We start from the raw sequence: 18,291 nt of genomic DNA, 5'->3' as shown, positions 1-18,291 counted from the left end.
ATCCTTGTTCAGGTTCACTCTTCGTAAGCCATGGGTTCGTCGCGGGCCAGATCGCGCACGGCCACGGCCGTTTCCTGCGCCTTGCTGAGGGTCCAGCGGATCTGGGTCGCGTATTGAATGGCCCGGCCCGACAGGACAATTTGCAGCGATTGACGCGGCTTCAAGCGGGTTTTTTCCAGGTAAACGCTGGTTTCCAGCTTCAGGTCGCATTGACCGTCGTGACGGAATACCCAGATTTCCCCACTCTTGAGCGCCATGGATACTGCCGCGCCCCCTAAGTCAAGGGCTGCGTCCACATCCGGGTGCAAATGGAACCGTAAATCATAGCCGATGCCCTTCAGGCCGCCTGCATCCAGCGCCTTATCAAAGCGTTTCTTGGCCGCGCCATCCAGCGCCAGCACCATATCTTCGCCAGCAACAGTGCGCCCATCCACCGACAGTTCCAGTGACCGCGCCACCGTCACACCAAAATGTTTGGCATAGCCATCATGGGCACCTTGAAAACGATAGCCGTCATCCAGATCGTCCCGCTCGATCGGCACATCGGTGGGGGGCTCGATCAGGAACTCATGGCCGGTGCCCTTCTGCGGTGCGGCCAGCCGCGCGCTGGAATGCCCCTCGACACAGAGCGCAGAATGCGATGGCGTCGCCCGCCCGGCCCGACGCCACTCCAGCCCGAAGTTCTCGCCCGCACCACAGTTCACGATCAACGGGCGCCGCCCCGAGGTCAGCTCAAACGCCAATGTGGAGGCATGCGCATTATACGATGCCTTGCCAACCGGCGGCACATTGGCATCGACAATGATCGAGGTGCGGCGCGCGGAAAGCCGCGCAAACCCCATTGCCAGCCCCTCATACGCTCTTGCTGGAACATGCGAGGCGGCCAACGCATGATCGAGCCAGCCCTCCTGTCCACGCCCACCGCCATGAAACCGCGCCAATGCGCCATCGCTGTGACGCAGGGCACGCAATGTCGGCGCGATTCGATCCAAGGCTGCGTGATGCTCGCGCGGCACAGATCGCCCCGCCTCATGCAGCGCAGCCGCCGCCCAAGTGAGCAGCGTGAACACATCCAGCAGTTCTTCGGGATTGCGGGTCGGCAGGCCCCCGTCGGCATTGATCAGAACCGCGCAATCCTGAGAGAGCGCTTTGACCGCCGGATCCGCCAGTTCCTCGCAGCCTTTTAGCGCAAGCCCTGCATAAATCAGCCCGGTCAGCGCCTCAAAGCGTGGCAAGCCGGGGGATGCCCCTTTCCAGCGCTGCGCGAGGAACCAGGTTTGCTGGGATAGCGAGCGGTAAAAGGCGTCAGAGGCGGTTTTGTCCTGACCACTCAACAGAAACAGCGCGTGGTTGATCCATCGAATCACCCGCCGCCCGGTCAGGTCCGGCGACCAGCCGGGACCCGCGCCATTGCCGAACTCATCAATCCAGCCCCAGACCCAGTGCTGCGCCTTCTTGCGCGCCCTGAGATCTCCCACGGCAGCCAGATCATCCAGCCATGTGCAGCCCTGCCGCTCTGCCTCAAAGGCAAAATCAGGCGCCTCCACATCCCATAGTCCTGTGGTATCGCTCTCAACCAGATACCCCGCAAACAACAGATTCCCCGCAACGAGCTGCCGCCCACGCGCGAAACTGCCAATGGTGCGCGGCTCCGGCTGGGAAACAAACCCCGTAGCCGCAGGCTGCTTGCGCGCCTTCCAGGCGGTATAACGGTTCAGCAGCCGCGTGCCGCGACTGGCCATTCGATCATATCTGGACATGCACTCTTGCCTCACACGCCTTTGGCGTTTTGGCCAGAGGATAACGCGCCTGCCGCCGGGTGTCATGCGCTCTCTGCCCTCTGTAGGGCATCACGGCAAACTCTCCCGCCCGTCGCCGGATCATGCAGAGATGATCCGCTCCCGTTGGGCCCGGCGCCCTTCGAGCGCAGGCGGTGGCCATTTTGAGCGTTGCGATCAGTGCTCGGCCTTGACGAGTTCCGCCATGTAGAACCCGTCCATGCCGCCGATCTCGGGCCAGTAATCCGGCCGAAGCCGCAGGCCGCCTTCCTCGGTGATCCACGCCGGATCAATGCCTTCGAGTGTCTGAACCCTGTCGCCGATCCGGGCCTCAGGGAACATCTCCAGTGCATCTTCGATCTGGCACTCGCCCTCATCCGGCAACAAAGAACAGGTGCAATAGACCAGCCGCCCGCCGGGCCGCACCAATGTCCACGCATGCGCCAGCATCTGCGCCTGCAACTCGATCAAGGCACCAAAACCTGCGCCATCCTTGGCGTGGGGCAGATCCGGGTGGCGGCGGATGGTGCCCGTCGCGGAACAGGGCGCATCCAGCAGAACCGCATCATATTGCCCCTTCTGCGCAAGCACATCACCCGCGATCACATTCGCCGAAAGCCCTGTGCGGGTCAGGTTCTCTTGCAGACGCGCCAGACGGCCCTCGGAAATATCAACCGCCGTCACATCGGCCCCCGCCGCAGCCATCTGCAACGTCTTGCCCCCCGGTGCCGCACAGAGATCGAGCACCCGTTCACCTGCCTGCGCATGGATCAAACGGGCCGGAAGGGCTGCGGCTGCGTCCTGCACCCACCAATCGCCTTGCTCATAGCCCGGCAATGCCGAGACCTGCCCCGCGTCATCCAATCGCAAACTACCTGTCGGGGTTGGCTTGCCCCCTAACGCCGTTAGATCCGCGCCCGGTTTAAAGCTCAGATCAAACGGCGCGCCCTTTAAATGCGCAGCCTCAATGGCCAGCATTGCATCACTGCCCCAAGCTTGCGCCAACGGGCTACGCAGCCATTTTGGCAATCGTGGCACGCGCAGCTTGGCCCACTCGGTCGGGCCATCTGTTGCCACTTTACGCAGAACCGCGTTGACCAGCCCCTTGAGCTGTGCGTGACGGCGATGACGCGCCACCAGATTGACGATATCGTTCACCACCCCATGCGCGGCCCCACCAGAACACAGTTCGACTGTTCCCAGACGCAATGCGTTTCTCACATGCAGCGCGGGGGGCTTGCGCAGATGTTTCGCCAGCACCCGATCCGCGCGTTCGAGGGATCGCAGCACCTCCAGCGCCAATCGCTGCGCGCGCGCGCGATCCGCAGGCTCCAGCCGCTCCAGCACCTGCGCTTGACACTCTGCGAGCAAAAGCCCCTCGCCCAGAACCTTATCAAGAAGCGTCACAGCCGCACGGCGTGCGTCAGAGGCAGATGTGGGGCGGTCGGTCATGGGTGATGGCTCCTGATCGGGGATCGGCTTGTCCATAGCGGACGCGGGCGTATATCATGGTGTCAGGATAAAGAAACCCACCCTGCGGAGAAGCCCCCATGAGTGACGCCCCCGAATCCCAACGGGCAAAGGATCTGCCCGCAGCGGCCCAACGCGCCCTTGCCGAGGCAGAAGAGCGCCGCAAGGCCCGTGAGGCGCAACACCCTCAGCCAACTGAACTGGGGGGGCGTGATGGTCCCGATCCCGCTCGCTATGGTGATTGGGAGAAAAAAGGCATTGCGATTGATTTTTGAATTTGGCGGCTCAGGGGCGCTGCCCCTCGCGCCCTTTGGGCGCTCACCCCGGGATATTTCAGGTTAGAATAGCGATGAGCGCTTCATCTTTTTTCAAATACCTCCGGCGGAGGCAGCCGCCCCTAAGGGCGGCCTATGATCCTCACAAGCCAAGCACATCGATCATATCATAGGCACCGGCCGCTTTGCCCTGCCCCCAAAGCGCGGCCTTGAGCGCCCCGCGTGCAAATATCGCACGATCAGTCGCCATATGGCGCAGCACGATCCGTTCGCCAGCCGCCGCAAACAGCACATCATGTTCGCCCACAATGTCGCCGCCACGAATGGCGGTGAAGCCGATGTCGCCTTTCTTGCGCGCCCCAGTGATGCCGTCCCGGCCCCGGTCCGCGACATCGGCTAGTTTGACACCTCGGCCCTCGGCCGCTGCTTCACCCAGCATCAAGGCCGTACCGGAGGGCGCATCGACCTTGTGATGGTGGTGCGCCTCAATGACCTCAATATCGAATTCCTCATCAAGGGCCGCCGCGACCTTTTTGGTCAATTGCACCAGAAGGTTCACCCCAAGCGACATATTGCCCGCCCGCACCAGCACGGTGTCGCGGGCGGCAGGGTCCAATGCTGCGATCTGCGCATCACTCATGCCGGTGGTGCCGATCACGTGGACGCAACCTGCCTGTGCGGCCAGCTTGGAAAAGGCAATCGTGGCCTCTGGTGCGGTGAAATCAATCACCGCCTGCGCTTCAGAGAACGCCGCCAGTGCATCGTCGGTGACCGCCACGCCAAGCGCCGCACCGCCCATGGCGATGCCAATGTCCTGACCAACCCAATCGTGACCTTCGCGTTCCACCACGCCTGCAAGCTCGGCCTTGTCGCTTTCCAGCACCGTCTTGATCAACATTTGCCCCATGCGCCCCGAAGCGCCGGTGATCACGATCCCTGGTTTATCCGTCATGGCTTTACTCTCTGATTGGACTATCCGCTGGATTTCTCCTACCCTGACGAGGACCGCTTGGCAAAGGGCGGCTTTCGGCATAGATCGAGTCTCATGGCTAAGAACAAATTTCACGACGGTCCCGGTCCTTCTCAGCGTCAACTTCGTGTGGGCGAGGTTATTCGCCGCACACTCTCCGAGGTGCTGGCCCGTGGCGACATCCACGACCCGGAGCTGAACCGTCTGTCTATCACCGTCGGTGAGGTGCGCACCTCGCCGGATCTCAAAATCGCAACCGCCTATGTGCTGCCCTTGGGTGGCAAAGGGCAGGAGGACGTGCTGCAACTGCTTGCCCGCAACAAGAGCGAGCTGCGTCGGGCGATCGGCAAGAAGACTGGGCTGAAGTTCACCCCGGATCTGCGGTTTCAGATCGACGAGACATTTGACCGGATGGATGACACCCGCCGCCTGTTCAATCAGGACGCGGTGCGTCGCGATCTGGAGGACTGAGGCGATGCGGGCCTCGTTACTGTTGAGCCTGCCTCTGGGGATCACCCTTTGGGCAGGTGAGGCGGAGGCAGTAGAATGCCGCGACGAGAGCTATCAAGGCAATCGCTATTCCCTGTGCGAAGTGGATGCCAGCCGCGAAGAATTACGCCTGTTCCTGCGCGATGACACAGGCGCAGTGATGGGGCATTTCTCCACCATCGAAGAGCGTCTGTCAGCCGAAGGAAAAACACTCTCCTTTGCCACCAACGCGGGGATGTATCACACGGATCGCTCCCCGGTCGGGCTTTATCTTGAGGATGGCAACGAGGAAATGCGGCTGGTCACCAATCCCGGTCCCGGCAATTTCGGTCTCGTGCCCAATGGCGTCTTTTGCCTGCGCGACGGGCGCGCCGATGTGATCGAGACACTCGCCTTTGAGGCCAGCACTACCACCTGCAAGAGCGCCACTCAATCGGGGCCAATGCTGGTCATCGACGGCGCGTTGCACCCGAAATTCCTGCAGGACAGCGATTCTCGCTATATCCGCAACGGGGTCGGCACCAGTGCCGATGGCCGCCGCGTGGTTTTTGCGATCTCGCGCAACACGGTGAATTTCTACGACTTTGCCAGCCTGTTTCGCGATCACCTCGGCCTGCCGCAGGCGCTCTATTTTGATGGCAATATCTCACGTCTGCACGCGCCCGACCTGGATCGCTCCGATGCCGGGTTCATGATGGGGCCTGTGGTTGGCGTGGTTGAGGATATCGCAGGGGACGACGCAGACGCGCTGCAGAATTGACAGCCTGCGCGCGCTGCGCTACCTCGCGCGCCTTACCGACAGATCAGAGGACATTCATGGGACGCAAACGCAAGGGACGCGACATTTCCGGCTGGCTGGTGGTGGACAAACCCGCAGGCCTCACATCTACAGCCGTAGTCAACAAGGTCCGCTGGGCGTTTGACGCCAAAAAGGCCGGTCACGCTGGCACGCTCGACCCCGAAGCCACCGGCGTTCTGGCCGTCGCTCTGGGCGAGGCAACCAAGACCGTTCCCTTTATCACCGACGCCATGAAAGCCTATACGTTCACGGTGACGTTGGGGGCCGCAACCAACACCGACGACGCCGAGGGTGAGGTGATTGCGACCTCTGCCGAGCGTCCCTCGGATGAAGAAATCAAAGAGGCCCTGCTTGGGTTCATTGGCGAAATCCAACAGGTGCCGCCAAAGTTTTCAGCCGTGAAGGTCGACGGCCAGCGCGCCTATAAGCTCGCCCGCGATGGCGAAGAGGTCGAGCTGTCCTCCCGCCCGCTCTGGGTTGAGGAACTGGTGATGCTGGACCGTCCCGACGCGGACCACGTGGTGCTGGAGATGACCTGCGGCAAAGGTGGTTACGTGCGGTCCATTGCCAGAGATCTGGGCGAGAAACTTGGCTGCCTTGGTCACGTGCAGGAGCTACGGCGGATCTGGTCCGGCCCGTTTGATGCCGAGGACGGCGTCACACTGGAACAGATTGACGATCTGGCAAAGTCGCCCGAGATCGACCAGTTCCTGCGGCCGCTCGAAGAAGGGCTTGCGGATCTGACTGAGCTGAAATGCACGCCTGAAGGGGCAACCCGGCTCAGGAACGGTAACCCCGGCATGGTGATCGCATCGGACGTCGAATATGGCGATGAGGCCTGGGCGTCGCTAGAGGGTAAAGCGGTTGCCGTGGGGATCTACAAGGCAGGTGAATTGCATCCATCGCGGGTGTTCAATCAGGAGTGATACGCCATCACGCAGGCTCATCACGTCCGCGGCACATCCGTTAACATCATGTAAATGATAGGGAAAACACGCTGACCCATTGTTTCGCATACGAAACAATGGGTCATATGCGTTGACCTACTCATGCAGCAATTCGACCGCGAGACCAGGCCATTTCCGTAAGGAATTGCGCAGCGCGCAGCGATACGCCAAAACCTTCACCATGATCACCCGCCATCACATCAAGGGCGACGCGCCCTCCACCGCCCTTTATTCGGACTGCGAAACCTATCGCTACAGCCTGACACGCGTCTGGGAGCCTCATGGGCAAAAGGTGATGTTTGTGATGCTCAACCCATCCAAAGCCACCGAAGTTCAAAACGACCCCACCATCGAGCGCTGCGAGAGGCGCGCACGGGCGTTGGGGTTTGGCGGGTTTCAGGCCACCAATATCTTTGCTTATCGCGCCACCGATCCGCGCGACATGCGTGCGGCCTGCGATCCCGAAGGGCCGGAGAATATGTCGGTTCTGCTTGCCGGGGTGGATTGGGCGGACATGGTAATCTGTGCGTGGGGCACCCATGGCGCGCATCGCAATCAAGGCCCCAACGTTGCCGCAAGGCTGCGCGCAACAGGCCGTCCCCTCCATCACTTGGGCCTGAGCAAAGCAGGCCACCCCAAACACCCTCTCTATATCTCTTATGCGCAGAAGCCCTTGCTTTGGCAGCAAGATGTTGACCTATAAGGGTTTCATTAACCGATGTTCCCGTTTTGTTTGGATTTTGACCGCATGGTTGTGGCACTCTTGACCCCGGTTGAGTGTGTTTAAAACGAAGTGGACCAGTTCGGTGTTGTGGTTGGCCAGTATTCTTGGGATCGTCGCAGTGGGCAGCGCGATCATGATCGATTTTGAATCCGACGACGAGGAAACAGAAGACAACGACGTGACCGCAGAGGCAGACACCTCCGGGAGTACGATCGTCTCGCCAGAGGTATTTTTATCCGGCGGTCAGGCAGACGAAGACCCGGTAGAAGACGTGTCCACCACGGTCTCTGGCGACGCTGAAACCGATACGCCCCAGGATGGCGGGATCGAGGATGGCGGCGTTCTGATCGGCTCTGATGAACTTGATCACATGTCGGGCAGCGATGCAGATGACGCGCTGCTTGGTTTGGGGGGCGATGACCAGATCAATGGCTTAGGCGGCGATGATAGCCTCGAAGGGGGGGCAGGCGATGACGACCTCTACGGCGGCGAAGGTCAAGACACGTTAGAGGGCGGCGACGACAACGACACATTGAACGGAGGGACGGGCCAGGATTCGCTTGCGGGAGGCGCAGGCGATGACTCTCTTCTGGGGGGACTGGGCACGGACCGTATTCAAGGGGATGAGGGCGACGACACCCTACATGGCGGCTCGGGCAATGACCATGTCCAAGGGGGCGCGGGCAATGATGCAATCCATGGCAATGATGACGATGATATGGTGTTTGGTGGCACCGGGGAAGACGCGCTCTTTGGGGGGCGCGGCAATGATGTGGTGAGTGGAGCAGACGACGGCGCGGAGAAGGATTTTGTGAACGGCGGCGACGGTGACGACACGCTGATCGCAGGTGCCTCAGACGTCGTGACCGTGGGAGATGGTGCAGATCAAATTCTTCTGGGAGATTGGATCGCAGCGGGCACAGTCGAGTTAATCGATTTCGACACTGCTGAGGACCAGTTGCTGCTGGTTTACGATGGCGATCAGGGCGTGCCGGATCTGGAATTGGAACCGGACCCCGCTGCCCCTGGCGAGACGATTTTGCGTCTGGATGGAGAGATAGCCATGCGCCTCACAGGAGCCGAAGGACTAACGACAGATGATATTTTCTTGGTGGAAGCCGATGATGGCGACGTCGCACATTTACCACTCCCTCAGTAGTCAATCACTCCCATTCGCCTCTGTGGCGAATAGCACCATACCGTCCCAATTGATGGATCATCCGCGTATTCCGCTGTCGTAATTTGAGGTGTTTCGCTTTGGGCTTTGCCCAAAGCGACCCGCGCCGCGCTGGCCTTTCAGGCCAGCGCGGCGCGGGGCCCAACCATGTGATGGGTCCGTAAGGACACGAACATGGGCGGGAGTTCTCCCGGAGTTGAAGTTAAGCGCGTGGGACAGCACTCAGAAACACTAGACTATTTGCCCACGCATCTCAGTACTCACTCCAAATATCTTCGCAAAACATCATCGAACAACTCCGGCTCTTCCAATGGCGGCGTGTGACTGCTGCGTTCAAACAAAGCAAACTCCGGTGCATTGTTCGCGGGCATAAGAGGCAACCACGTCTCTACCGGCGCCACGAGGTAATCATGACGCCCCAGACAGATCAGGGGCGGTTGCTCTAACGCCAGCAGCGCGCCTGCCGCATCAAAGTTGCAAAACGCCTCTCCCCAAAGGGCTTCAAAAACCGGCATGTTGGCCTGCACCCCCTGCCAGAGATCCGTGGCATCAAAACAGGGATTAAACCAACTGCGGGCAGCAAGGCCGAGGCACATCCAAATGAACCTCTGTCCGGGCTCACTTTCGATGCGGTGTTGCATAACCTCCAGATCCTGCATCAGCCGTTGTTTTCGCTCTGGCGCGGCCAGCATCTCCCAGATGCGCTCTCCATACGCCATATGTTCTGGCGCGTGGCTGGGGCCGGTGGCCACGACCACGGTTTTGCGAACCAGATCCGGACGGCAGCGTGCAAACTCCAGCGCCATATACCCGTGACCGGAATGCCCCAACACATCCACGCGCGTCAGATTAAGCGCGCAGCAGACGGCCGAAAGGTCGTCCATGATGGTCTCAAGCGTGCAATCGCGCGACTCGATTGCGCGGTCTGCATGTGCAAACCCACGATGATCGACAAAGATCAACTTGCGCGTGCGGCGCAAATCCTTTGAGAACACGCGCGGATAGAAGACATGACTGCCGATGATCAGCAGCGGGTCGCCTTCCCCTTCGATTTGGTAGCCGAGCGTAAAGCCATCACGGCAGAGATACCCCTGAACGGGTTGAGATTTTTCCATAGGTTTTATCCGCAAGAGACTGTCTCTTGCGCTCCGATTGTAGCAGTTTGAATTCTCGACCGGTCAGATCCGAACGGTCGATGTGGCATTCACTGCAATCTTCGCTAACGGATAAATTTCATGGCTCTCTCGTGTTCAACCTGAGAGCGCACTTAGTCAGCCCGCCGATACCCGTCAAGACGATCTCCGCTAGCACAACACGCCTGTGCTGTGGATTTCCTTTGCAAAACGGAGCCGAATTCCGTAATCACCCGCATCCCGAAGTGGAATCAACGCCGCCTCGGGACTCTCCATGGGCCTGCGCTGGACGACATCCCGGCCTGCGCCATCCACTCTAACCTTACGAAGGAGACCCCGATGTCGATTACTGCAGAAGAAAAAACACGCCTGATGAAAGAATTCGCGACCAAAGAGGGCGACACCGGTTCTCCGGAAGTCCAGGTCGCAATCCTGACCTCGCGCATCAACACGCTCACCGAGCACTTCAAAACCCACAAGAAGGACAACCACGGTCGTCGTGGCCTTCTGAAGATGGTTGCTCAGCGCCGTAAGCTGCTGGACTACCTGAAGGGCAAAGAAGAAGCGCGCTATCAGGACCTGATCAAGAAACTGGGCATCCGTCGCTAAGACGCCGCTCAGGACTTCAGTCAAGAAACGCCCGCCCTCTTGCAGGTGCGGGCGTTTTTCTATGCGCAATCCGCAGTGCGGCAGATGTGTTGCCCAGAGGTCACGGGCGATGATCACAGGCGAAAAATCACAATTGCTGCATTTGTCGCCTTATCATAGATCGAGCGAACTCTAGCCAGGTAGGGTTGATCCTTCGTCCCGTCCCCCGCAATGACACCAATTGTAGAGGGACAGACACAAGATGCAGCGCATCTCCACCAAAAAACTGACAGCCCTGTTGCTGACAACTGCGATGCCTTTTGCCACAACGGCTGGGGCTCAGGACGCCAGTGGCGTTATCGAACTCGAAGAGATCCGGGTCGAGGCTGCAGATGCTCAGACCCTTCTGGGCAATGACGAAATCACCGAAGACGAGATCGAGGCGCGCAACCCCTCCTCCACCAAAGATGTCTTTGTGGGGGAAAGTGCGATCACCACGGGCGGCGGCGCAGCAATCGCGCAAAAGGTCTATGTGAACGGGATCGAAGAAAGCCTTCTGTCCGTCACCATCGACGGCGCGCGGCAGAACAAATCCGCCTTTCACCATACCGGCAATGTGCTGCTTGATCCTGAGCTTCTGAAACGTGTCGAAGTCAGCAAAGGTCTGGCCCCCGCAGACGCAGGTGCAGGCGCTGTGGCAGGCTCAATCGCTTATGAAACCAAGGATGCACGCGACCTGCTGGAAGCGGGCGACACCTTTGGGGGCCGCCTGCGCCTGTCGACCGACAGCAACGCCAACAGCCAAGACGGCTCGCTGACCATCTACGGCACCAACGGCGGTTTTGAATATGTGCTGAGCCACACCCGCCGCAGCAGCGACGACTATGAAGATGGCGACGGCGCGGTCGTCCTCGGCACCCGCGCGGAGCTGACGGATTATGTGGGCAAAGTCGCCTATGAGAGCCTTGAAGGTCACCGGTTCGAATTCGCAGCCTCGCGCACAGAAGACAGCGGCCCGCGCAGCGCGCAGCCGGGACCGGGGGGTGTCTATTTTATCCGTCCCGATTTTGGCGGCCTCACCACCGGTCCGAGCGTTCTTATCGAGGCGCTTTCCCGGCGCACCTCCTACACGCTGGGCTATAGCAACACGCAAGCCAGCGGGATGTGGAACCCCGAGATCCAGCTGAGCTACAACAAGCAGGAAATCGACGCGATTGGCTCTTATGGGGTGAACTCCAGCTTCAGTGCGACGTTCAAGAACCGCTTTGACATTGCTGGCGGCAATCTGACGGCCGGTTTGGACTTCTTCCGCGAGACGGCTGAGGGGCGCACTGGCGGCGCATTTGGCAGTGGCGGCGAAGAGACGCTACGCAATACCGGCGTCTTTGCGCAGGCCCGTCAGGATCTGAACGACACGTTCTCGGTCAGCTACGGCGCGCGGATCGACAGTCAGCAATTTACCGGCGCTGACGGCACCAAATTCTCCGATACCGGCGTCAGCATCAATGGCACGGTGGATGTGCGCCTCTCTGACACCTGGTCACTGAATGCAGGCCTTGCGTCGACATGGGGCGGCTATGAACTGGGTGAAGCAGGTCTGGTGAATTTCTTCACGCCTTGGGATTATACAGGCTTCACGTCCTCTCGTGCGAAATCAGCGCGTCTCGGGGTCCGGTTTGACAATGGCACCTGGAAAGCAAGCGCGGCACTGTTCCAGACGGAGGTTGACGATATCGCAGCCGTTCTGCCCTCGGGTGGTGCGCGCGGTGAGTTGTCTGATCTGAAGAGCCGCGGGATTGATACCTCCCTGCAATACAGCTGGGCCAATGGGTTTGCGCGGGTGAACTGGACCTACGCGGATGTTGAGGTGGATGATGCGACCATCACGTCCACCGCCTATTATCTCGGCCGTCCGCTGGGGCATATCATCGCGCTTGAAACGGGAATGGAGCTGACACCGGAATGGCGCGTTGGTGGATCTGCACAGATCGCACTAAGCAACGACGACACCACACCGGAATTGCCGAGCTATGAGGTTGTGAATCTCTATGCAAGCTACACACCCGCTCGCTACGACAACCTCGAACTGCGACTGGACGTGCGCAACCTGTTTGATAAGACCTATTACAGCCGCAGCGCGGATGGGCTTGATAACAGCCGCGTCGTGCCGCTCAATGAGCCGGGTCGTACCATCGGATTGACCGCGCGCCTGCGGTTCTGATCTGCATCTGACCGTGGACGAACACACCGCGCCCCTTGAATTGGGGGGCGCGGTTTTTCATTTCAGGGGGCTTGCCTCTTTCTGCACTTCGTGATTGTTACATTATAACATCTCACACAGGAGTCGCAGATGTCCGATCCCCGCCTTCCCGTCACCGTCCTCTCTGGCTTTCTCGGAGCGGGCAAAACGACGCTTCTGAACCGTATTCTGAACAACCGCGAAGGCCGCCGGGTGGCGGTGATCGTGAACGATATGAGCGAGGTCAACATTGACGCCGATCTGGTGCGTGAGGGCGGCGCAGACCTGAGCCAGACCGAGGAAACGCTGGTGGAAATGTCAAACGGCTGCATCTGCTGCACCCTGCGCGATGACCTCCTGGCGGAGGTGCGCCGCCTCGCTGCCGAACAGCGGTTTGACTATCTGCTGATTGAATCCACCGGGATCTCGGAACCGCTGCCCGTCGCCGCGACCTTTGATTTCCGCGATGCCGAGGGAGAGAGCCTCTCGGACGTGGCGCGTCTGGACACGATGGTCACGGTGGTCGACGCGGTGAACCTGCTGAACGATTTTGCCAGCCACGACCTGCTGGCAGATCGGGGCGAAACGCTGGGCGAAGAAGACGAGCGCTCCCTGGTGCATCTGCTGACCGATCAGATGGAGTTTGCGGATGTGGTGGTGCTGAACAAGGTGAGCCTTGCCAGCCCCGAACAAGTAGACGCCGCGCGCAAGATCATCCGCAGCCTCAACGCCGATGCCGAGATCATCGAGACCGATTTCAGCGAAGTGCCTGCCGACAAGATCCTCGACACGAAGCTGTTTGATTTTGAAAAGGCGCATGAGCACCCGATGTGGGCCAAGGAACTATACGGCTTTGCCGATCATGTGCCGGAAACCGAAGAATACGGCATCGCGTCCTTTGTCTATCGCGCACGCGCACCTTTTGACCCGAACAAACTACATGCGGTGCTGAACGGCAATCTGCCCGGCGTGATCCGCGCCAAAGGCCATTTCTGGGTTGCCACCCGTCCCGAGTGGGTGGCGGAATTTTCGCTCGCGGGGGCGCTATCAAGCGTGGCGCCCTTGGGAACTTGGTGGGCCTCCGTACCTGCCGAACGCTGGCCGACCCACCAGCAAGCGCGCGACTATATGCAGGCGCATTGGCAGGAGCCCTTTGGCGATCGCCGTCAGGAACTGGTGTTCATCGGCGCAGGCATCGACTGGCCCGCGATCAAATCCACATTGGATGCTTGCCTGGTCCCCGAAGCAACGGCCGAGAATCTGCCGGACTACGCGGATCTGGAAGATCCCTTCCCGCTGTGGCGGCGGGCAGATCAGGCGGCGTAACCATGCGACGTCGGGATAAGAACAGCAACCGGGGGGCAGTCGCACTGCCCACCCGGCGCAGGCGCGAGGACCCAATGGCGGCTTATGATCGTCTGCCCGCACCTTTGCGCGCATGGCTGCAGGAGGCCGCGTTGCCCTGGTCGGCGCAGTCGTGCCAGCGCATCTGGCAGGCCGCGCGCCGTGACGGCCTGTCGCCAGAGGCCGCCCTGGCCCGGCTGGATGCCGCCGAACGTAAGACCCTGAACCGCAGCGCTCGCGTTTAATCCCGCGCGGCGCATCGCAAGCGAACACTTTCTTTCTGCGACGAACTCATGTATGGGCGGAACTATCTGAGACGATGTGCCCAGACCCCGGCACGCGAAAGAAAGATAGCATAAGGGTCGGCGGCAATGGGGCCGCCACGCAATTAGGAGACCCGGGATACGCCTGGGAGCGCTCCGACTTAGGATACGATAGATGTTCAACGTAACGACGAAAACAATGCAGTGGGGCGAAGAAACGCTCACACTGGAAACCGGTAAGGTTGCGCGCCAGGCAGATGGCACCGTGATCGCGACCCTCGGCGAAACCTCGGTCATGGCCAACGTGACCTACGCCCGCGAACAAAAGCCCGGTCAGGATTTCTTTCCGCTGACCGTGCACTACCAAGAAAAATACTACGCCGCCGGTAAGATTCCGGGCGGCTTTTTCAAACGTGAAGCGCGTCCCACTGAAAAAGAGACGCTGACTGCACGTCTGATCGACCGTCCGATCCGCCCGCTGTTCGTTCCCGGCTTCAAAAACGAAGTTCTGGTGATGTGCACCGTGCTGTCCCACGATCTGGTCAATGACCCCGACATCGTCGCGATGATCGCTGCCTCCGCGGCGCTGACCATCTCTGGCGTGCCGTTCATGGGTCCGATCGCGGGTGCGCGCGTCGGTTACGAGGATGGCGAGTACATCCTGAACCCGACCGTCGACGACATGCAGGACCTGCGCCTCAACCCCGAGCAGCGTCTGGACCTTGTTGTTGCAGGCACCAAAGACGCCGTGATGATGGTCGAATCCGAAGCTTACGAGCTGACCGAAGAAGAAATGCTCGGCGCTGTGACCTTTGCACATGAGCAGATCCAGCCGGTCATTGACCTGATCGTCTCGCTCGCGGAAGAAACCGCAAAAGAGCCGTTCGATTTCACCCCGCCGGATTACTCCGAGCTCTATGCTGCCGTTAAAGCAGCCGGTGAAGAGAAGATGCGCGCAGCCTATGCGATCTCTGACAAGCAGGAACGCGTTGCTGCCGTTGGCGCCGCCAAAGAAGAGATCATCGCATCTCTGACAGAAGAGCAGCGGGAAGACAGCAACCTCAGCTCCGCGCTGAAAAAGCTCGAATCCGTTGTTCTGCGGGGCGACGTTGTGAAGAACGGTCGCCGCATCGACGGTCGTGCCCTGGATCAGGTCCGCGCGATTGAGTGCCAGACCGGCCTTCTGCCGCGTACACACGGTTCTGCTCTGTTCACCCGTGGTGAAACGCAGGGTCTCGTGGTGACCACGCTGGGCACTGGCGACGATGAGCAGTTCATTGACGCGCTGCACGGCAACTTCAAATCGAACTTCCTGCTGCACTACAACTTCCCGCCCTACTCGGTTGGTGAAGTAGGCCGCGTGGGCTCGCCCGGTCGTCGTGAAATCGGCCACGGCAAGCTGGCATGGCGCGCGCTGCAGGCGGTTCTGCCGGCTCCGACCGACTTCCCCTACACCATCCGCGTGGTCTCCGAGATCACCGAATCGAACGGCTCCTCCTCCATGGCATCTGTCTGTGGTGGTTCGCTGTCGATGATGGACGCAGGTGTGCCGCTGAAAGCACCGGTTGCCGGTGTGGCCATGGGCCTCGTGCTGGAAGACGACGGTTCTTACGGCATCCTGACCGACATCCTCGGCGACGAGGATCACCTCGGCGACATGGACTTCAAGGTTGCGGGTACCGAAGCAGGCATCACCTCCTTGCAGATGGACATCAAGGTTGCAGGCATCACGCCTGAAATCATGAAAAGCGCGCTGGCTCAGGCCAAAGCGGGTCGTCTGCACATCCTTGGTGAGATGGCAAAATCGCTGACCGAAGCTTCCGAGTTCTCGCAGCACGCGCCGCGCATCGAGACCATGCAGGTTCCGACCGACAAGATCCGTGAAGTCATCGGTTCCGGCGGCAAGGTCATCCGCGAGATCGTTGAAGTCTCCGGTGCCAAGGTCGACATCAACGACGATGGCGTGATCAAGATTGCTTCCGCAAACGGCGAAGCCATTCAGAAGGCCTATGACATGATCTACGCGATCGTGGCAGAGCCGGAAGAGGGCGCAGTCTACACTGGTAAGGTTGTGAAGATCGTCGACTTCGGCGCCTTCGTGAACTTCTTTGGTAAGCGCGATGGTCTGGTGCACGTGTCCCAGATCGAAAACCGCCGCCTGAACCACCCCAGCGATGTGCTGAAGGAAGGTCAGGAAGTGAAAGTGAAGCTCCTGGGCTTTGACGATCGCGGCAAGGTGCGCCTGTCCATGAAAGTTGTGGATCAGGAAACCGGCGAAGAGATCGTCGCCGAGAAGAAAGAAGATGCAGAGTAAGATCTGTCCCACGACAGTTTGATCTGACATAAGGTGCCCGGGAGCGACGTCTCCCGGGCATTTTTTATGGCCTTCCCCCGATGCACTGAAAGGGACGATATGACCCGCGTTACGCTCGTCACTGTTGCCTATAATTCTACTGCGGTTCTGCCAACGCTGCTGGCCTCGGTCCCAGAGAATGTGACCTGCATTGTGGTGGATAATGGTTCCAATGACCCGAGCGCGACGCGCGCATTGACCGAACACTATGGTGCAGAACTGATCATATCGGAACGCAATATCGGGTTTGGACCGGGCTGTAATCTCGGGGCTGCGCAGGCAACGAGCGAGTTTCTCTTTTTCGTCAATCCAGACGCACAGCTCACGCCCGGCGCAGTGGATGCGTTGCTGGCAGCGGCGGATGCACATCCTGAGGCCTGCGCCTTTAACCCGCGTCTGCGAGAGGGCAACGGCAAGATCGCCTTCAAACGGCGCAGTAAATTGCTTGCCAAATCCCAATGGCTGTCACGGTCTGCGGCGCAGACTGACTGCGAGATCCCAGTGTTGCAGGGGTCGGCAATTTTTGTGCGGCGGGAAGCCTTTGAACAGGTGCAGGGGTTCGACCCCAACATTTTTCTCTATCACGAAGATGATGATCTCAGCCTGCGCCTACAAAAAAGCTGTGGCGCATTGCGGTTGGTGACGACGGCAGAAGTTGTCCATCTGTTTGGTGAATCGACTGTAAGGTCGCCTCAGACAGCGGCGCTGAAGGCATGGTACATGGGGCAATCCCGTGTGTATGCCTGCCGCAAACATGGTATGCCCAACGCCTTTGGCACTGCATTGCGCGAAGCCCTTGCACAGTTGCTATCCCCGGTGACACTGCTGTCCCGTCGCAAACGGGCAAAAAACTGGGCTTATCTACGTGGCATCTGGAACGCACGAAATGCACAGGACGCAAAACGTCCGTTTCAACCAACCCCGTAAGGGCGCGCGCTTGTGCCGACCCAGAACCAAAAAGCCATCGCAGCGGTTGCGATGGCTTTTGTCTTTTCTTTAATTCCCGAACGACCGGCTTACTGCGGCGCTTTTGTTTTGCGCAGGTAAGGGAAGATGGTCTCAAACTCGCCAAACTTCGCTTTTGCATCTTCGTTGGAGACCGAAGGCGGGATGATCACATCTTCGCCGGGCACCCAGTTTGCGGGGGTTGCAACGCCCTTGCCGGACATCTGCAGACCGTCCAGCGCCCGCAGAATCTCGGCAAAGTTCCGCCCCACGGTCATCGGGTAGGTCATTGAGAGCTTCAGTTGCTTGTCCGGGCCGATGATGAAGACAGAACGCACGGTAGCGCTGTCGGCAGGCGTGCGGCCATCGGGCAGGTAGGCTTCGGCGGGCAGCATGTCGAATGCTTTTGATACTGCAAGCCCCTCATCCGCGATGATCGGGAAGCCAGCGGTGGCCTTGCCATAGCTCTCGATATCACCCTTCCACTTGCGGTGATCCTCGGCGCTGTCAACGGACACGCCAATGACTTTGGTATTCCGTGCGGCCCACTCCTCAGAGAGCTGCGCCACAGCGGAAAATTCGGTGGTGCAGACCGGAGTGAAATCCTTGGGGTGCGAGAACAGGATCGCCCAGCTGTCACCAATCCAGTCGTGAAAGGTGATGGTTCCCTGATCGGTCTCAGCCGTGAAATTCGGCACTACGTCGTTAATACGCAAACCCATTTGAGTGCTCCTCTTGTCTGAAGTCGCGTGAATCGCTGAGGCAACCCTACTCGCTTTCGCCGGGGGTTAAAGGGC

The 18,291-nt window shown here is 59.8% G+C and carries 17 protein-coding genes; 12 read left to right on the top strand and 5 right to left on the bottom strand.

Going from position 1 to position 18,291, the window contains the following annotated elements; genetic code table 11:
* Positions 1–14: 14 nt before the first annotated feature.
* Together K529_RS00520 and K529_RS00515 are read right to left on the bottom strand one after the other, a co-directional pair.
* The gene (locus K529_RS00520) at positions 15–1,760 is read right to left on the bottom strand and encodes a heparinase II/III family protein (protein ID WP_046002197.1); all 1,746 of its coding nucleotides are present in this window, start codon (positions 1,758–1,760) and stop codon (positions 15–17) included.
* 195 nt (positions 1,761–1,955) lie between these two features.
* Positions 1,956–3,230, bottom strand: a complete 1,275-nt coding sequence (locus K529_RS00515) for an RsmB/NOP family class I SAM-dependent RNA methyltransferase (protein WP_005636738.1) — start codon at positions 3,228–3,230, stop codon at positions 1,956–1,958.
* A gap of 98 nt (positions 3,231–3,328) precedes the next feature.
* Here K529_RS00515 and K529_RS00510 point away from each other — a divergent pair, with 98 nt between their 5' ends.
* Positions 3,329–3,523 (top strand): DUF1674 domain-containing protein, encoded by a 195-nt coding sequence (locus tag K529_RS00510; protein ID WP_005636735.1) that lies wholly within the window; start codon positions 3,329–3,331, stop codon positions 3,521–3,523.
* A gap of 142 nt (positions 3,524–3,665) precedes the next feature.
* Here the strand turns inward: K529_RS00510 and dapB are convergent, their stop codons facing one another.
* A complete protein-coding gene (dapB, locus tag K529_RS00505) occupies positions 3,666–4,475 on the bottom strand; it encodes a 4-hydroxy-tetrahydrodipicolinate reductase (protein WP_005636732.1) in 810 nt (269 codons plus the stop codon).
* 93 nt (positions 4,476–4,568) lie between these two features.
* Between dapB and rbfA the strand changes: the two genes are divergently transcribed.
* The 5 genes from rbfA (at position 4,569) to K529_RS00480 (ending at position 8,611) form a co-directional block, all read left to right on the top strand.
* Positions 4,569–4,964, top strand: a complete 396-nt coding sequence (gene rbfA, locus K529_RS00500) for a 30S ribosome-binding factor RbfA (protein ID WP_005636729.1) — start codon at positions 4,569–4,571, stop codon at positions 4,962–4,964.
* A 4-nt stretch (positions 4,965–4,968) separates the two neighbouring features.
* Positions 4,969–5,742: a phosphodiester glycosidase family protein gene (locus K529_RS00495; protein WP_005636726.1), complete on the top strand. Its 774-nt coding sequence runs from the start codon at positions 4,969–4,971 to the stop codon at positions 5,740–5,742.
* A 56-nt stretch (positions 5,743–5,798) separates the two neighbouring features.
* Positions 5,799–6,707 (top strand): tRNA pseudouridine(55) synthase TruB, encoded by a 909-nt coding sequence (gene truB / locus K529_RS00490; protein ID WP_005636723.1) that lies wholly within the window; start codon positions 5,799–5,801, stop codon positions 6,705–6,707.
* 202 nt (positions 6,708–6,909) lie between these two features.
* Positions 6,910–7,431: a DUF1643 domain-containing protein gene (locus K529_RS00485; RefSeq protein ID WP_046002204.1), complete on the top strand. Its 522-nt coding sequence runs from the start codon at positions 6,910–6,912 to the stop codon at positions 7,429–7,431.
* A gap of 103 nt (positions 7,432–7,534) precedes the next feature.
* Entirely contained in the window at positions 7,535–8,611 is a 1,077-nt protein-coding gene (locus K529_RS00480; protein ID WP_005636717.1) for a calcium-binding protein, read from the top strand.
* Positions 8,612–8,889: 278 nt separating this feature from the next.
* On the opposite strand, the gene K529_RS00475 is transcribed toward K529_RS00480, so the two are convergent.
* Complete coding sequence (locus K529_RS00475) at positions 8,890–9,744, bottom strand: alpha/beta fold hydrolase (RefSeq protein ID WP_005607198.1); 855 nt, start codon at positions 9,742–9,744, stop codon at positions 8,890–8,892.
* Between the two features lie 357 nt (positions 9,745–10,101).
* On the opposite strand from K529_RS00475, the gene rpsO reads away from it, so the two are divergent.
* The 6 genes from rpsO to K529_RS00445 all read left to right on the top strand — a co-directional run bounded on the left by rpsO (position 10,102) and on the right by K529_RS00445 (position 17,476).
* On the top strand, positions 10,102–10,371 hold the full coding sequence (gene rpsO / locus K529_RS00470) for a 30S ribosomal protein S15 (RefSeq protein ID WP_005607207.1): 270 nt from the start codon (positions 10,102–10,104) through the stop codon (positions 10,369–10,371).
* Between the two features lie 241 nt (positions 10,372–10,612).
* Positions 10,613–12,571, top strand: a complete 1,959-nt coding sequence (locus tag K529_RS00465; protein ID WP_005607208.1) for a TonB-dependent receptor — start codon at positions 10,613–10,615, stop codon at positions 12,569–12,571.
* A gap of 129 nt (positions 12,572–12,700) precedes the next feature.
* Positions 12,701–13,915 (top strand): zinc metallochaperone GTPase ZigA, encoded by a 1,215-nt coding sequence (zigA, locus tag K529_RS00460; RefSeq protein WP_005607211.1) that lies wholly within the window; start codon positions 12,701–12,703, stop codon positions 13,913–13,915.
* A 2-nt stretch (positions 13,916–13,917) separates the two neighbouring features.
* A complete protein-coding gene (locus tag K529_RS00455) occupies positions 13,918–14,178 on the top strand; it encodes a DUF6525 family protein (RefSeq protein ID WP_219174932.1) in 261 nt (86 codons plus the stop codon).
* Between the two features lie 193 nt (positions 14,179–14,371).
* The gene (gene pnp, locus K529_RS00450) at positions 14,372–16,510 is read left to right on the top strand and encodes a polyribonucleotide nucleotidyltransferase (protein ID WP_005616858.1); all 2,139 of its coding nucleotides are present in this window, start codon (positions 14,372–14,374) and stop codon (positions 16,508–16,510) included.
* Between the two features lie 99 nt (positions 16,511–16,609).
* Positions 16,610–17,476 (top strand): glycosyltransferase family 2 protein, encoded by an 867-nt coding sequence (locus tag K529_RS00445; protein ID WP_005616856.1) that lies wholly within the window; start codon positions 16,610–16,612, stop codon positions 17,474–17,476.
* Between the two features lie 89 nt (positions 17,477–17,565).
* Here K529_RS00445 and K529_RS00440 read toward each other — a convergent pair whose 3' ends face one another.
* A complete protein-coding gene (locus K529_RS00440; RefSeq protein ID WP_005616853.1) occupies positions 17,566–18,216 on the bottom strand; it encodes a peroxiredoxin in 651 nt (216 codons plus the stop codon).
* Between the last annotated feature and the right edge of the window lie 75 nt (positions 18,217–18,291).

It is taken from the genome of Tritonibacter mobilis F1926, assembly GCF_000376545.2.
Lineage (GTDB): Bacteria > Pseudomonadota > Alphaproteobacteria > Rhodobacterales > Rhodobacteraceae > Epibacterium > Epibacterium mobile.
This window is presented reverse-complemented; position numbering and strand designations above follow the sequence as displayed.

Bases quoted from the DNA above. Each gene is read 5' to 3' on its own strand.
- rbfA (WP_005636729.1), top strand. From the start codon at position 4,569: ATGGCTAAGAACAAATTTCACGACGGTCCCGGTCCTTCTCAGCGTCAA.
- K529_RS00485 (WP_046002204.1), top strand. From the start codon at position 6,910: ATGATCACCCGCCATCACATCAAGGGCGACGCGCCCTCCACCGCCCTT.
- K529_RS00515 (WP_005636738.1), bottom strand. From the start codon at position 3,230: ATGACCGACCGCCCCACATCTGCCTCTGACGCACGCCGTGCGGCTGTG.
- K529_RS00520 (WP_046002197.1), bottom strand. From the start codon at position 1,760: ATGTCCAGATATGATCGAATGGCCAGTCGCGGCACGCGGCTGCTGAAC.
- K529_RS00445 (WP_005616856.1), top strand. From the start codon at position 16,610: ATGACCCGCGTTACGCTCGTCACTGTTGCCTATAATTCTACTGCGGTT.
- pnp (WP_005616858.1), top strand. From the start codon at position 14,372: ATGTTCAACGTAACGACGAAAACAATGCAGTGGGGCGAAGAAACGCTC.
- K529_RS00465 (WP_005607208.1), top strand. From the start codon at position 10,613: ATGCAGCGCATCTCCACCAAAAAACTGACAGCCCTGTTGCTGACAACT.
- K529_RS00475 (WP_005607198.1), bottom strand. From the start codon at position 9,744: ATGGAAAAATCTCAACCCGTTCAGGGGTATCTCTGCCGTGATGGCTTT.
- K529_RS00510 (WP_005636735.1), top strand. From the start codon at position 3,329: ATGAGTGACGCCCCCGAATCCCAACGGGCAAAGGATCTGCCCGCAGCG.
- dapB (WP_005636732.1), bottom strand. From the start codon at position 4,475: ATGACGGATAAACCAGGGATCGTGATCACCGGCGCTTCGGGGCGCATG.
- K529_RS00455 (WP_219174932.1), top strand. From the start codon at position 13,918: ATGCGACGTCGGGATAAGAACAGCAACCGGGGGGCAGTCGCACTGCCC.
- K529_RS00440 (WP_005616853.1), bottom strand. From the start codon at position 18,216: ATGGGTTTGCGTATTAACGACGTAGTGCCGAATTTCACGGCTGAGACC.
- K529_RS00495 (WP_005636726.1), top strand. From the start codon at position 4,969: ATGCGGGCCTCGTTACTGTTGAGCCTGCCTCTGGGGATCACCCTTTGG.
- zigA (WP_005607211.1), top strand. From the start codon at position 12,701: ATGTCCGATCCCCGCCTTCCCGTCACCGTCCTCTCTGGCTTTCTCGGA.
- truB (WP_005636723.1), top strand. From the start codon at position 5,799: ATGGGACGCAAACGCAAGGGACGCGACATTTCCGGCTGGCTGGTGGTG.
- rpsO (WP_005607207.1), top strand. From the start codon at position 10,102: ATGTCGATTACTGCAGAAGAAAAAACACGCCTGATGAAAGAATTCGCG.